Origin of the sequence: Dyadobacter sp. CY343, from assembly GCF_021390335.1 — a bacterium.
In the GTDB taxonomy this organism is placed as follows: domain Bacteria; phylum Bacteroidota; class Bacteroidia; order Cytophagales; family Spirosomataceae; genus Dyadobacter.
Map to the genome: position 1 here is coordinate 618,539 of NZ_JAJUXK010000001.1, position 13,379 is coordinate 631,917.

The 13,379-nt window shown below is 45.1% G+C and carries 14 protein-coding genes; 10 read left to right on the top strand and 4 right to left on the bottom strand.

The window, feature by feature from the left end:
- Positions 1-1,782 (bottom strand): ABC transporter ATP-binding protein, encoded by a 1,782-nt coding sequence (locus tag LZG94_RS02475; RefSeq protein WP_215233699.1) that lies wholly within the window; start codon positions 1,780-1,782, stop codon positions 1-3.
- 229 nt (positions 1,783-2,011) lie between these two features.
- Between LZG94_RS02475 and nusB the strand changes: the two genes are divergently transcribed.
- From nusB to coaE, 6 genes are all read left to right on the top strand, one after another.
- Positions 2,012-3,178, top strand: a complete 1,167-nt coding sequence (gene nusB, locus LZG94_RS02480; RefSeq protein ID WP_233790387.1) for a transcription antitermination factor NusB — start codon at positions 2,012-2,014, stop codon at positions 3,176-3,178.
- A gap of 96 nt (positions 3,179-3,274) precedes the next feature.
- Positions 3,275-3,577: a YtxH domain-containing protein gene (locus LZG94_RS02485; RefSeq protein ID WP_233790388.1), complete on the top strand. Its 303-nt coding sequence runs from the start codon at positions 3,275-3,277 to the stop codon at positions 3,575-3,577.
- Between the two features lie 9 nt (positions 3,578-3,586).
- The gene (locus LZG94_RS02490; protein ID WP_233790389.1) at positions 3,587-4,024 is read left to right on the top strand and encodes a DUF1573 domain-containing protein; all 438 of its coding nucleotides are present in this window, start codon (positions 3,587-3,589) and stop codon (positions 4,022-4,024) included.
- 57 nt (positions 4,025-4,081) lie between these two features.
- Positions 4,082-4,384 (top strand): preprotein translocase subunit YajC, encoded by a 303-nt coding sequence (gene yajC / locus LZG94_RS02495; protein WP_233790390.1) that lies wholly within the window; start codon positions 4,082-4,084, stop codon positions 4,382-4,384.
- Between the two features lie 11 nt (positions 4,385-4,395).
- The gene (locus LZG94_RS02500) at positions 4,396-5,085 is read left to right on the top strand and encodes a hypothetical protein (protein WP_233790391.1); all 690 of its coding nucleotides are present in this window, start codon (positions 4,396-4,398) and stop codon (positions 5,083-5,085) included.
- Positions 5,086-5,105: 20 nt separating this feature from the next.
- Positions 5,106-5,711 carry a dephospho-CoA kinase gene (gene coaE, locus LZG94_RS02505; protein ID WP_233790392.1) on the top strand — a complete coding sequence of 202 codons (606 nt, stop codon included), beginning with the start codon at positions 5,106-5,108 and terminating at the stop codon, positions 5,709-5,711.
- Here the strand turns inward: coaE and LZG94_RS02510 are convergent.
- From LZG94_RS02510 to LZG94_RS02520, 3 genes are all read right to left on the bottom strand, one after another.
- Positions 5,708-7,456, bottom strand: a complete 1,749-nt coding sequence (locus LZG94_RS02510) for a DNA polymerase III subunit gamma/tau (protein ID WP_233790393.1) — start codon at positions 7,454-7,456, stop codon at positions 5,708-5,710. The genes coaE and LZG94_RS02510 overlap by 4 nt on opposite strands.
- Positions 7,457-7,491: 35 nt before the next feature.
- Positions 7,492-8,316 carry a family 16 glycosylhydrolase gene (locus LZG94_RS02515; protein ID WP_233790394.1) on the bottom strand — a complete coding sequence of 275 codons (825 nt, stop codon included), beginning with the start codon at positions 8,314-8,316 and terminating at the stop codon, positions 7,492-7,494.
- A 142-nt stretch (positions 8,317-8,458) separates the two neighbouring features.
- Positions 8,459-8,896 (bottom strand): DUF6934 family protein, encoded by a 438-nt coding sequence (locus LZG94_RS02520; RefSeq protein ID WP_233790395.1) that lies wholly within the window; start codon positions 8,894-8,896, stop codon positions 8,459-8,461.
- 114 nt (positions 8,897-9,010) lie between these two features.
- Between LZG94_RS02520 and LZG94_RS02525 the strand changes: the two genes are divergently transcribed.
- From LZG94_RS02525 to LZG94_RS02540, 4 genes are all read left to right on the top strand, one after another.
- Complete coding sequence (locus LZG94_RS02525) at positions 9,011-10,012, top strand: GSCFA domain-containing protein (RefSeq protein ID WP_233790396.1); 1,002 nt, start codon at positions 9,011-9,013, stop codon at positions 10,010-10,012.
- A gap of 59 nt (positions 10,013-10,071) precedes the next feature.
- Positions 10,072-11,178 (top strand): Mrp/NBP35 family ATP-binding protein, encoded by a 1,107-nt coding sequence (locus LZG94_RS02530; RefSeq protein ID WP_233790397.1) that lies wholly within the window; start codon positions 10,072-10,074, stop codon positions 11,176-11,178.
- Between the two features lie 69 nt (positions 11,179-11,247).
- Positions 11,248-11,505 (top strand): NifU family protein, encoded by a 258-nt coding sequence (locus LZG94_RS02535; RefSeq protein ID WP_215233688.1) that lies wholly within the window; start codon positions 11,248-11,250, stop codon positions 11,503-11,505.
- A gap of 114 nt (positions 11,506-11,619) precedes the next feature.
- Complete coding sequence (locus LZG94_RS02540; RefSeq protein ID WP_233790398.1) at positions 11,620-13,335, top strand: D-alanine--D-alanine ligase; 1,716 nt, start codon at positions 11,620-11,622, stop codon at positions 13,333-13,335.
- The last annotated feature ends 44 nt before the right edge of the window (positions 13,336-13,379 follow it).

The window sequence follows — 13,379 nt, forward strand, 5'->3', positions numbered from 1 at the left end:
CTACACTTCTTCTGCAATGAGCTGTTTTTCGTAAAGTTCTTTATAAGCTCCGTTCAACTCCATTAAAGCGGCGTGGGTACCTTGTTCGATGATCTTTCCTTCATCCAGTACCACAATTTTATCAGCCAGTTTGGCAGAAGAAACGCGGTGTGAAATGATCACGGACGTGCGCTGATCCATAATCCGCTTCATATTATTGAGGATGATATTCTCAGTATTGGTATCGACGGCCGACAAGCAATCGTCGAGCACGAGAATCTTCGGATCACGTGCGATAGCGCGGGCTATTGAAAGTCGCTGTTTTTGTCCCCCTGAAAGTGTGATACCTCTTTCCCCCAAAACGGTATCGTATCCCTGCGGGAAATCTTTGACATTATTATAGAGATCCGCATCCTTAACCGCCTGCTCAATCCGCTCGAAAGGCATATCCACGGTTCCGAAACGCACATTATTTTGGATTGAATCAGAAAAAAGGAAAACATCCTGCGGAACGTAACCTATCTGACGCCGATACGCGTGCACATCGTAATCTTTCATCGGCACATTATCGACCAGTATCTGGCCGCCGGTAGGATCATACAACCGACAAAGCAAATGCGCGAGCGTACTTTTTCCTGAACCTGTGGTGCCCAGGATCGCAACTGTTTCTCCCGGTTTTATTTCAAGGTCAAAATTTTGAAGTGCCTGAATGCCGGAATCGGGGTAGACGAAATTTACATTCTGAAATCTGATCCCGCCTTCGAGCTGTGTAACCAGGTTTTTCTCGGATACAAGGGTGGTTTTTTCGTTCAAAAATTCATTGATCCTGGTTTGGGAAGAAGCTGCGCGCTGGATTTGACTAGTAGTCCAGCCGAGCGCCATCACCGGCCACGTAAGCATATTGACATACAGAATAAACTCGGTGATATTGCCCGGGGTTAACCTGCCGCTGATGATTTCCTGGCCACCCACATAAATGATCAGTATGTTACTGAAACCGATCAGCATGATGATCACAGGATAAAAAAACGCATCAACCTTTGTCAGATTCAGCGACTTATCTTTAAAAATCTCCGCTTCTTTTTCGAAATTTTCAAAAGAGTGTTTTTCCTGAACGAAAGATTTAATAACCCTGATTCCTGAAAAAGCTTCCTGTACATAGGTCGACAATGCCGAAAGTTGCTTCTGTATTTCCTGCGAGCGTTTCATGATCATACTATTGACCACATAAACACTGATAGAAAGCACAGGCAGCGGTAACAGTACATAAAAGGTAAGCTGCGGACTCACCGAGACCATATAAGTAATCACAAGCACGAAAAGTACGAGGAGGTTAATCCCGTACATCAGCGCCGGACCTACATAGATCCGCACGTTGCTCACATCTTCCGAGATCCGCGCCATGAGATCTCCGGTACTGTGTTTCCTGAAAAAGCTGGCCGGTAGTGTCTGGTAATGCTGGTAAATATCGTTTTTAAGCGCAAACTCAATATGCCGCGACATGACGATGATAGTCTGTCGCACCAGGAACAGGAAAATTCCCTTTAAAAGCGCCATTAAAAGGATCAGCAAGCCGTAGAGCAGAATGCTGAAAGCAAAAATATCATAGATTTCACTTTGCAGTGAAACGCCATTGAAGAGGTAATAGATATCAAGGGTCTCAATAACCAGGTCGAGCGCATATCTGACCAACTGAGCAGGAATAATCCCGAAGAGATTGGAGATAATCGTAAAAAGTATCCCGAGAATGAGATACCATTTATATTTCCATAAGTACTTATTGAGGTACTTTAATGCCTTCACAGGGTAAAGTTTGGGTAAGAAAATGTGGTCTTGCAATAGGCAACATCCTATTTATTCAAAACGTTGCAAAACTAGATGAACGCATTTCATTTTTTCGATTCTGAACAAAATAGTCTAATTTTGCGCTAAATTTTAGACATTCTCGCAAGGGTAAAAGATGTAGCCTTGCTTTATATGAAGAAACGTTCTTTGAATTACAGTACTTTTTTTTCAATTGTTACCCCGGCTTATGCTGAATAGGAGATTACTAAGGACCAAGGCTGTTCAGGCACTTTACGCTCGGCAATTGACTGCTGAGGCAAACCGCCTGCTGGCGCTGGATCACATTGAAGAGGCTTTTCTACCGAATTTGAATTCGATGGAGTTTCAGGATAAGCCGAAGCTGGCCAGCTTGAACAAGATGGCGAATATGGCACTCGACGAGTTTATCAAAAATGGCGAGCTGAGTGCGGATAAGGATCTTCCTGAACAAGTAGTGAGAGTCGCCCGAAGTGCCTATCAGTCTTACGACAGGCAAACCAAAGGTGACGGAGAGAAGCTGGTGCGGAGGGTTTTGAATGAAACTGAGCTGATTTACACCGATTTTATCAGGATACTTTCCATGCTGATCGAATTGTCGCATCAGTCGAAGATCGACCGCGAGAGAAGATATGAAGATCCGGAAGCGCCTTTTCCAAAAAGTTCTGGTCTTAATTCAAACCGCGTTATCCAAGTTTTGACCGGAGATAAGGCGCTGGAAGAAGAGATTATCCGTAGTGGGATCAATTGGAGCAATGAAATGGGCGTGATCCGGAAAACTTACAAGGAAGCGTTGCGGAAAGATGAAACCTACGAAGCTTACTGTCGCGTACCGGAGCATACGCCCGAAGAAGATCAGGCGCTGATCCAGCATATTTTAAGACAGATCATTTTAAAACACGAAGTTCCGCTTGAATACCTTGAACAACGTGATCTCTACTGGGCCGACCACAGCGAACTGATCCGCGGATTGGCTATCAAAACCCTGAAATCAGCTGACAGCGCAGATACTTTTCAACTCGCTCCGTTGACGAAGGATTGGGAAGAAGATAGGGAATTTGTGGAAGAGCTTTGTCGGATCGTGGTTGCTGAAAACGACCAATATGGTGTTTATCTGGAAGATCAATTGAAAAACTGGGAATTGGAAAGGGTAGCTCTCGTGGACCTGATTATTCTGAAAACCGCTTTGGCTGAGCTCATTCATTTCCCTGGTATACCCGTTAAAGTTACGATCAACGAGTTTATCGAAATTGCAAAAAGGTACAGTACCCCAAAAAGTGGTAAGTTTGTGAATGGCGTCCTGGACGTGTTGTCCGTTAAACTTGCCAAAGAAGGCGTGATACGGAAAAGCGGAAGGGGATTGATTGACAATAAGTAGACCCGGAAACAGCCCCGGGGTTTTAAATGGAATAGTTTTTGGAGCTGTCAAACCATAGGAAGCTTTATGGCGACCAACAGCTAAAACAAAGAAATCATGAGTAAAACCAGTAACAGTCTGATTGCATTTTTGACCGGTTGTGTCACAGGTGCTGCATTGGGAATTCTTTATGCACCCGATAAGGGAGAAGTACTCAGAACACAATTAACTTTTCGTTTGTCTAAATACCGCGAAAGACTTCAGGAAGTGGTTCAGGACTTAGTTGATAAAAAAGACCAGCCTGAAAATTTTACCCGTTCCGAAGGCGAAAGAGTAGTGAACGATGCCCGTGAAAAGGCGGAAAAACTACTGGAAGATGTTGACCGCCTGATGGCCCAGATCAAAGGTCAGGCCAGCTAAGCTACCAACATGAAAAAAATATCCGCTTGCATACTATTGGGAATTACACTTTCCTTTTTTAATTGTTCAAATGAAAAAGGAGACAGTGAAAAACAGGCATCTTCAAAAATGCCTGTTTTTGCATTGCTTGACAGTGCTTCCCACGATTTCGGGACAGTTCAGGAAGGTGCGGTAGTGGAGCATGATTTTAAGTTTAAGAATGAGGGAGAATATCCTTTGATCCTGAACAATATTTCTTCTTCCTGCGGCTGTACTACTCCGGAATGGCCAAAAGAGCCGATCGGACCGAATGAAACTTCGAGTATCAAAGTTCGTTTTGACACAAAAAACAAAACGGGCCCGCAAGTGAAAACGATCACAGTTTACGCCAACACTGAGCCGGCATATTCCGAACTCAGGTTGAAAGGGATTGTGAATGCTGCTTCAAAACCAGCAACAGCCAAATAGCCGACTATCTTGGAATGACCGGAATCCGGTTTAAATTTTACTAATCAACCTCTTAATATGAAGCTTTCTCTCTTAGCCCAAGCGGCATCCGACGGTTCACAAACCATGATTTATCAGGTCGTAATGTGGGTCGGTATTATCGGCGTATTTTACTTTTTCATGATCCGCCCGCAGCAAAAGAAGCAAAAAGAACAAAAAGAGCTTCTTACCAATCTTAAAAAGGGCGATCAGGTTGTAACGATCGGTGGAGTTCACGCCAGAATTTACACCGTTGAAGATGCAACCGTAACGCTTGAATTGGATAAGGGAGTGAAATTAACAGTCGATAAATCGGCGATCGCACGCACCATAGCCGGATAAACTAACAGGCCGTGAATCACGTACCACAAAACCAAAACAGAATCAAAACTTTTATTGGATGCTTGCTGGCTGCGTCTTTCTTTTGGCTGATGAATGTGCTGAACACGGAGAATTATTCGATCAAGCTCAATTATCCGCTTGAAATCGAATACGATAATTCGTCTTACGTTCCTATGCAGCCGCTGCCCAGGAGAATTTCGGTGAATGTATCGGGTGATGGATGGAGCCTGCTCCAAAAATCCTGGCTGAATTTCAATGCAAACCCTGTGGTATACAAGGTTTTAAATCCAAATGAAGCCAGCTTTATCAATTCTACGACACTTACGGATCAGGTAACGGAGCTTTTCCCGAACCTGCACGTAAACTACGTGGTAGCTGATACATTCGAGCTGAGTTTCGAACCCAAGATCAGGAAAATAATTCCGATCCGTATCGACAGCGTAGGGATTGATATTAAGCCGGGATACGTGATTTCCAGTGTTATCAACGTGTCGCCGTCGCTTATTTCTGTGGACGGGCCCGTTTCCCTGGTGAAAACTTATCCGGATACAATCCGCATTTCCGTTCCGACTCCGAAGATCCAGGGGAATTACGACGAAAGTCTACCCATTCCGCTTCCCGTTTCCCCTCTGGTGGATGTCAGCCACCGCGACGTATTCGTCAGTTTCGAGGTGGCGCAATTTCTAAATGTTCCTTTATAGTATATCCTAATTTCGACCCCATGTCAGCCCCTCTTCAGATTGGTGTTACCGGTGGAATAGGGTCGGGGAAGAGCGTGGTTTGTGATCTGTTTTCCTGTCTCGGAATTCCGGTTTACAATGCGGATTCTCGTGCTAAATGGTTGACTAACAATGACCAGAAGGTTAGAGCTGACATTATTCAGCTACTCGGTGAGCGCGCGTATAATAGCGAAGGTAAATATGATACTGCGTTCGTGGCCTCCTTGGTTTTTAAGGATGAGATTCTGTTGAAAAAGTTAAATTCAATTGTTCATCCCGCTGTGTTGAAGGATACGGCAGATTGGGTAGGAAGACAAAAAAACGTGCACTACGTGATCAAAGAAGCCGCGATTATGAATAAAGCCGGCGAGAATAATTCGCTTGATTTTGTAATTGTAGTAGAGGCAAATATTGATTTGCGAGTTGCCCGCATATTGAAAAGGGATCGTCGCAGTGAGTCAGATATCAGGGCAATAATTGAGCGGCAGGTGTCGGATGAAGAGAGGAGGCAGGTTGCTGATTTTGTGATCACGAATAATACAAACTCCACATTGATCCCGCAGGTAATGCAGCTGCACAAGAAGTTTTTGAGTATTGGTAAAAATTAAAAATCCACGTCAAGTCCAAGTGCCTGTTTGAGTTCAAGGAGATAGGGGTTTTTCTCAGCCATATAATTGAATTTCTCCGCCGGTGTGTAAGGTAACCGGTTCACTTCCTGAGGTGCTACTCTTGCATTAATATCCAGTTTCGGTGCATCCAGCCTGCTTTTTAAAAATCCGAGCAGATCATAACGTGCATTCTGGATCGCTTCCAGTTGGTGGGCATTGTCCAGCGGGATTTCAATCGTTGAGCCTTCGAGCCTAAATTCCTTTTTCAGTGAAATCTCTTCGGTCGTCGAATTACCTTCTTCTTTTCTTTTTTCTGCAAATTCATACCACAGCCGCTGCAAGTTTTCCAGCGTCAAAGCTTCTTTGCGAATTTGTGTCGCAGGTTCAATTTCCTGCCTGTTCGAAGTAACACTTTCAGCGACGGCACCCACGGGTCGGGTCATTGCCAGGGGAATTGTGTTCTTTAATTTCGACGAAACAACGGTGGGCGTCGAAGGTTGCTGTACGGAAGCTGCTGCATTCCCATTTGAATAAGCAGGAGGAATCTGTTCAGGAGCGGGAGGAAGCTCGTTTTTTACGGGCTCGGGTTCAGGCTCAACTTTTTTTTTTGCCGTTTCATCAACGGCTCCCAGCGAACTTAATTGAAGAATATGTGGCAGGTTCGCCAGTTTGATCAGACAGAGTTCCGCATGCAGCCGCTGGTTTTTTGCTGCTTTATAATTGATATCGCATTGCCCTGTGATACTCAACGCGGATAACAAAAAACTCATATCCGCCGCGGCCGACTGTTCAACATACTTGCGCTCTGCCGATTCCGAAACCTGTAATAACGTGACTGTTGCGGGATCTTTGCAGACCAGCAGGTTGCGAAAATGTTCCAGCAAGCCAACTACGAATAAATGTCCGTCAAAACCCTTTCTCAGAATTTCATCAAATAATATCAGCGATTTTGAAATGCTGCCAGCGAGCAATGCATCTGTGATCTTGAAATAATAATCATAATCCAGAATATGCAGGTTTTCAAGAACAGCCTCGTAAGTAAGTCGGTTGTCGGTCGAAAATGTCACATTGAGGTCGAACATCGAAAGTGCGTCCCGCAAACCGCCGTCCGCTTTCTGTCCGATCAGTTCCAGTGCCTCTTTTTCAGTCGTAATTCCTTCTTTCTGAGCGATATCTGCTAAATGGTAAGCTATATCTTTCGACTGAATGCGATTGAAGTCGAAGATCTGGCACCTTGACAGAATCGTCGGTAATATCTTATGCTTTTCAGTGGTAGCAAGAATGAATATTGCGTAGCCCGGCGGTTCTTCCAGTGTTTTCAGGAATGCATTGAAAGCAGCCTGAGACAACATGTGCACCTCATCAATAATATAGATCTTGTACTTGCCGGTTTGGGGCGGGTAACGTACCTGGTCGATCAGGTTACGGATATCCTCGACGGAGTTGTTGGAAGCTGCGTCGAGTTCATGGATATTGAAGGATGCATTGTTTTGAAAGCTGACGCAGGATTCGCATTCCCCGCACGCTTCCACATCGTCTCCCAGATTTTGACAATTGATCGTTTTCGCCAGAATTCGCGCACATGTGGTTTTTCCGACTCCTCTTGGGCCACAGAATAAAAAGGCCTGCGCCAGGTGATTTGTGCGGATTGCGTTTTTTAAAGTAGTTGTAATGTGTGATTGCCCAACCACCGAATCAAATGTAACCGGGCGGTATTTTCTGGCGGAAACAACAAAATTATCCATGATGCAAGATAACCCTGTGCACTGGATTTTCAAAGCTACTTTTTCTCGCTGAGGGGGTAAAAGCGCACGTAATCGATCTCCATTTTTTGAGGGAAAACGCTGTTATCCACGCCCTTTTGACCACCCCAATTGCCTCCGACCGCAATATTCAAAATAAGGTGAAAAGGTTTGTCAAACGGCCACTCAGCCCATTTGTATCCCGATTCTTTGGGGAATGTGAAGTAAGGTTTGCCGTCAACAAGAATGGTAACCGACTCGGGTGTCCATTCGCAGGCGTAAAGGTGAAATTCCTCCGAAGCCTTTTCGACAATTGTGCTATTGCCTTTATTGGTTTTGATAACGTGATTGAAAGCTTTGGTATGCACATTCCCGTGAACCCGGTTCTGGTCGAAACCCACATGCTCCATGATATCTATCTCTCCATTGTCAGGCCAGCTTTTATTGCCGTAATTATTTTCACTGTAAAGCATCCAGATAGCAGGCCAGGTGCCTCGTCCGGCAGGCAGTTTTGCCTTTACTTCAATCTTACCATACAAAAAGTCACCCTTTCCCTTCGATACCAGCCTCGCCGAACTGTATTCGGCTTTCCCGGATTTCTCCTTTATGGCTGTGATGATCAAGTGGCCATTTTCAACTTTCGCGTTCCCGATCTCATCTGTATAGTTTTGCAGCTCATTGTTTCCCCACCCATGATCTCCGAGCGCGTAAGACCATTTCGCAGCGTCAGGCTTGCCGGCATAATCGAATTCATCCTGCCAGGAAGGAGTTTGGGCGAAGGAGTATGATTTGTCTGATAACGCTGCATCCGGCTGGGAGCAGCATAATAGGAAAACGAGATGAGAGATAGTAATGCAGCTCATCACTTTGAGTTTCGGCCTTTTAATAGCGATTCAAGTTTTGACTTGTCTATTGTTCTGAGTACCGCATTCGCCTCGTCCAGCTTCCTCTGTACGATAGGATTTTTGGATATATCATCCAAATCGACTTTTTTTTGACTCGGTTTCATAGCTTGTTACTGATAATATAGTGATCGTATATATGATTTGGCTGAAAACGCTCAGCGTGCCCTTTCTTAAGTCCTAAAATAAGATATTTTCCAGACAACTCGGTTAGGTTGGTGGATACTGCAATTCGATAAAGCCTCTGCCTTTTTTCTTCGCTTCCAGAAAAAATGACGCTGAAAGCTTTATTTAGCTCAAGAAAGCACTTAACTGTATCATATGTGGTAGCAATAACTTTACGCATATCTTGATTTTTCGTTTCTGACTTATCACAAAGCTCTCCTGAATCAAGCACATCCATTAATGCAAGATTATATAAGTTTTCATTTTCGGTCTCAGTAAACAGGACCACTTTTCGAACGCTTTTGTTTGCACTCACGCTCGTAAATTCGTAACGGTATTCAGTCGGGTTATTGTGAGGGTAAGTTTCGTCCTGCATATTATGGATAGTGTGTATGATCAATTGCTCAAACCTAATCCTTTCTACAATTACGACCACTATGCAATTCTCCAGCGGCTGGATATTACCTTTGTATACCGCATTTGACTTATCATGAGAGAAATAAAGCTTAGTACAGAAGTTGCCATCACCCCTTCCGACTGGAAAATGGATCACCAGTCCAAAATTCTGACTGTCGGCTCGTGCTTTGCCGAGGTACTCGGGACGCAGCTGGAAGGCTATAAATTTGACGTACTGAACAACCCGCTGGGTACTATTTTCAATCCGCTCACCATTTGTAAAACGCTGGATCTGGCGCTGGATGAGAGAGGGCCGGCACCTGAGCTTTTTCTCAAAACACCAGACGATATCTGGCTACACCACGATTTTCATTCGTCCCTCTGGAGCAATAGCCGGAAGGATCTGGAAGTTCAGCTTTCAGGGAAATTAGAGAATTTACGCGCATTCATCACCGAAGCTGATGTGCTTGTGATCACTCTGGGCACTGCCTACGGGTACCGTCACAAAGCAACGAATATGGTGATTGGGAACTGTCATAAGCTGCCTGCTGAGCATTTCATCCGCGAATTATTGCATCCCGATCAGATCAGTATGGCGATGGAACAATTGATCCAGAAGCTGCTGATGTTCCGGCGGAACCTTCGGGTGGTATTGACCATCAGCCCGGTTCGCCACACGAAAGATACTTTGCCGCTAAACCAGGTAAGTAAGTCGACGTTACGGCTGGCCTGCCACCGGCTTGCCGAAAAATACAAGCATATTGCCTACTTCCCTTCCTACGAGATCATGATCGATGAGTTAAGGGATTATAGGTTTTATAAAAGTGACCTGATCCACCCGAACGAACTCGCTGAGGAACATATCTTCCAGATTTTCGCCAGATCGTTCATTTCGCAGGGTTCTGTTGAATTGATGGAGGAATGGGACAAAATCCTGTCTACAATCAATCATCGGCCGTTACATGGATTTACGAAAAGTCATTTAAAATTCCTGAAATCGGTGTGGAGCAAGCTGAACGAAATTTCGCGAAAAATGAATGTCGCAGATGAAATGGAAGAGATAGAAAGGCGAATCGGAGAATTTCCGGTTTTGTAACAAACTCATCAGGGGATTTTTGCGTTGCATAGTATTAGTCAAGGTCCTCAGCCAGTATAATGGGAGAATTTACAATCAATAAAGAAAAAGTATTACAGGCACTGAGCACTGTGGAAGAGCCAGACCTGAAAAAAGATCTTGTGACCCTTGGAATGATCCAGGATATTGAGATCGGAGTGAATCAGGTGCGTTTTACAGTTGTTCTTACTACCCCCGCGTGCCCACTTAAAGAGTTGATCAGGAGAAGTTGCGAGAATGCAATTCATGAGCATTTAAGTCCTGATGTTGAAGTGATTATCAAGCTTACTGCAAACGTCACTACGGCGCGTCAAACCGGCCCGCTGATCCCCGGAGTTAAGAATGTGATTGCTATTTCCTCTGGAAAAGGCGGAGTTGGGAAGTCGACAGTTACGGCCAACCTCGCGATGGCATTGCACCGTTCGGGAGCGAAAGTTGGTATTATCGATGCAGATATCTTTGGCCCGTCCATCCCTGTGATGTTTGGTGTGGAGCATATGCAGCCGACGATTACGCCGAAAGACGGAAAAAATTTCATTAATCCGATCCGTCAGTTTGGTATTAAAATGATGTCGATCGGTTTCCTTACGCCGCCTGATAGTGCGGTAGTATGGCGCGGACCGATGGCGAGCCAGGCATTGAAGCAGTTTTTTGCGGATACAGACTGGGGCGATCTGGATTACCTGCTGATAGATTTACCGCCTGGTACCAGCGATATTCACCTTACCCTCGTGCAGACGGTGCCCGTAACCGGCGCAGTGGTGGTTACTACGCCTCAAAAAGTGGCATTGGCGGATGCTGTAAAGGGTTTGTCCATGTTCCGGCAGCCGCAGATCAATGTTCCGATTTTAGGTATTATTGAGAATATGGCATGGTTTACGCCAGAGGAGCTTCCTGATTCCCAGTATTTCATTTTCGGAAAAGGAGGCGGGCAATCTTTGGCGGATAAATTTGATGTGCCTTTAATAGGGCAGATCCCTCTTGTACAGAGCATTAGGGAAGCAGGGGATGAAGGGAGGCCGGCTGTAATGGACACTAATCCGATCGTAAACGATGCCTTCCGGGATGCCGCAGAGTCACTTGCACAGCAGGTTGCGATCCGGAATGCAAGCAAAAACAAGACGCAGACCGTCGAGATCCAGGTTTGATTTCGGGGCTGATCAGGATTTGATTTTTTGAATATTATCTTGCATCTTAGCAAATACATAATTGAAACAATGGATTCCAAAGAAAAAACAATAGAATTGATCGAGCAGGCACTGGAATCAGTGCGGCCGTATTTGCATGCTGATGGTGGTGATGTGAAGCTGGTGGAGTTGACTGACGATAACATTGTCAAGCTGGAATTGCAGGGATCCTGCCAGAGCTGCCCGATGAGCGCGATGACGTTCCGTGCAGGACTGGAAGAGTCGATCCGTAAAGCGGTTCCGCATGTTAGTAAAGTAGTAGCAGTGAACGTTCCGGCGCTGGCTTAGTTTCGGATCATATAAAACTTAAAAAAGGCAGTTCTTCGCGAGGAGAGCTGCCTTTTTTGCTTCATCCCGATTAGTCCCTTATCTTGCGATCTTTGAATGAAAACCGGAATTACTATGCGTATCGGAATATTTTTTGGAGGCCCTTCACGTGAAAGAGAAATATCATTTGCAGGTGGAAAAACAGCATTTGAGTACCTGGACAAATCTCTTTTCGAGCCGGTACCTGTCTTTGTAGACAGCTTTGGCAGGTTTATATTACTAGAAAAACAACTGATGTATTCCGGCGAGATCCGCGAATTTTATCCTCCGAAAAATATCCAGAAAGCTGGTTTCAAAACATATATAGAATCTTATCCCGAGCTGGCTAGCGAACCTGTCGACAATGAAACGGGCACACTGATCACACCGGAGCAATTCAAAAATTATTTTGACTTTGCATTCCTGGCGATGCACGGGCCTGATTGTGAGGATGGTGCAATACAGGGTTTGCTGGAATGGTACAAAATACCTTACAGCGGACCTGGCTTAATGGGGTCGGCTGTCGGAATCGATAAGATCCTGCAAAATGATATGATCGCCCTGGTGAACGGGCAGGAGAAAAAAAGCTGGACGCTGACTTATAAGAATTGGGTTCCGGAAGAATATGCGCTTCTTTTTCAGGTACTTAAAAAACACCTTGGCCTTCCTCTGGTAATCAAAGCGCCGCATCAGGGCTCTTCGATCGGTGTAGCTATTGTGAAAGACGATTCGCTCAAAGCGTTTATTTCGGCTGTAAACCAATGCTTTTTCCGGATCGAATTGAAAGCTGAAACCTGGAAATCGCTTGATACTGCCGAAAAGCAAGCGTGGGGGCAGAAAGTTGCGAATCTTGATGAAGGTATCGGCTTTCCGGTTGTGCTGTCAGGAAAGACCATTTATCACCCGGCAGATCTTCTTCCTGAGCTGGATAACCATTTCATTGCCGGACATACAATAGCCGTTTTGAGCAGTTCGAATTCGGAAGATCAGGTCCTGGTAGAGGAATTTACAACCGGTCAGGAATTCTCCTGCGGCTGCATTCAGTTTGACGATGGGAAACCGCTTGCATTGCCGCCGAGCGAGGTGATCAAAATGGTACAGGTTTTTGATTTTAATGCAAAATATAAGCCCGGAGCCAGCCGAAAACGCATTCCCGTAGATACTTCACTTGAAAACAACCAGGCTATCCAGAAAGTAATCGCCGAAGTTTTTGAACAGCTGGGAATTAATGTGTGCGTGCGTATTGACGGGTTTCTGACAGAAGAAGGCCGCATTATTCTGCACGATCCGAACACGATTCCAGGTATGTCGCCTACCTCATTTATATTTAAGCAAATGGCCGAGATTGGGCTGAATGTGACGCATGCGCTTACTTACCTGATCCGCCAGTCAATCCGCGAGCGTATCAGGAGTGGGAAAAATACCTGGGCGCTCAGAACTTTGCTGGATGAGTTGGATCAGCGGATCAATACAAATAATGCCATCTCAAAACCGGTGGAATATATTGTTTTTGGCGCAACTGATGAGGAATATATCAATGCCCGCCTGCGTTACGGCAGGTTAAATGCAGAAGGGAAAATTCAGCCCGTACCCGTTTTAAAAGGGAGTGACGGACAATTCTATAAACTCACTAATCCGCTGATGTTCAAGGAATACGTGGCGGATGTAGAAGTGCTGCTTAGTTCTGAACGTCACCCGCTGCTGACTGAGACATCGGAAAAAGCGGACAAGCTGACCAGATTTTATGCAGGTAACGTTTCCTTTAATGTAACCGCCTATCCCGATCTGGCTGCATTGCAAGTGACCGCCTGACACATTCCTGATTTTCAATTTTTAACCGGTTTTTGCTGTTTTTG

Excerpts from the sequence above, each read along its gene's own strand:
- LZG94_RS02515 (WP_233790394.1), bottom strand. The coding sequence starts at position 8,316 with ATGAGCTGCATTACTATCTCTCATCTCGTTTTCCTATTATGCTGCTCC.
- LZG94_RS02510 (WP_233790393.1), bottom strand. The coding sequence starts at position 7,456 with ATGGATAATTTTGTTGTTTCCGCCAGAAAATACCGCCCGGTTACATTT.
- LZG94_RS02490 (WP_233790389.1), top strand. The coding sequence starts at position 3,587 with ATGAAAAAAATATCCGCTTGCATACTATTGGGAATTACACTTTCCTTT.
- yajC (WP_233790390.1), top strand. The coding sequence starts at position 4,082 with ATGAAGCTTTCTCTCTTAGCCCAAGCGGCATCCGACGGTTCACAAACC.
- LZG94_RS02535 (WP_215233688.1), top strand. The coding sequence starts at position 11,248 with ATGGATTCCAAAGAAAAAACAATAGAATTGATCGAGCAGGCACTGGAA.
- nusB (WP_233790387.1), top strand. The coding sequence starts at position 2,012 with ATGCTGAATAGGAGATTACTAAGGACCAAGGCTGTTCAGGCACTTTAC.
- LZG94_RS02520 (WP_233790395.1), bottom strand. The coding sequence starts at position 8,896 with ATGCAGGACGAAACTTACCCTCACAATAACCCGACTGAATACCGTTAC.
- coaE (WP_233790392.1), top strand. The coding sequence starts at position 5,106 with ATGTCAGCCCCTCTTCAGATTGGTGTTACCGGTGGAATAGGGTCGGGG.
- LZG94_RS02540 (WP_233790398.1), top strand. The coding sequence starts at position 11,620 with ATGCGTATCGGAATATTTTTTGGAGGCCCTTCACGTGAAAGAGAAATA.
- LZG94_RS02530 (WP_233790397.1), top strand. The coding sequence starts at position 10,072 with ATGGGAGAATTTACAATCAATAAAGAAAAAGTATTACAGGCACTGAGC.
- LZG94_RS02525 (WP_233790396.1), top strand. The coding sequence starts at position 9,011 with ATGAGAGAAATAAAGCTTAGTACAGAAGTTGCCATCACCCCTTCCGAC.
- LZG94_RS02485 (WP_233790388.1), top strand. The coding sequence starts at position 3,275 with ATGAGTAAAACCAGTAACAGTCTGATTGCATTTTTGACCGGTTGTGTC.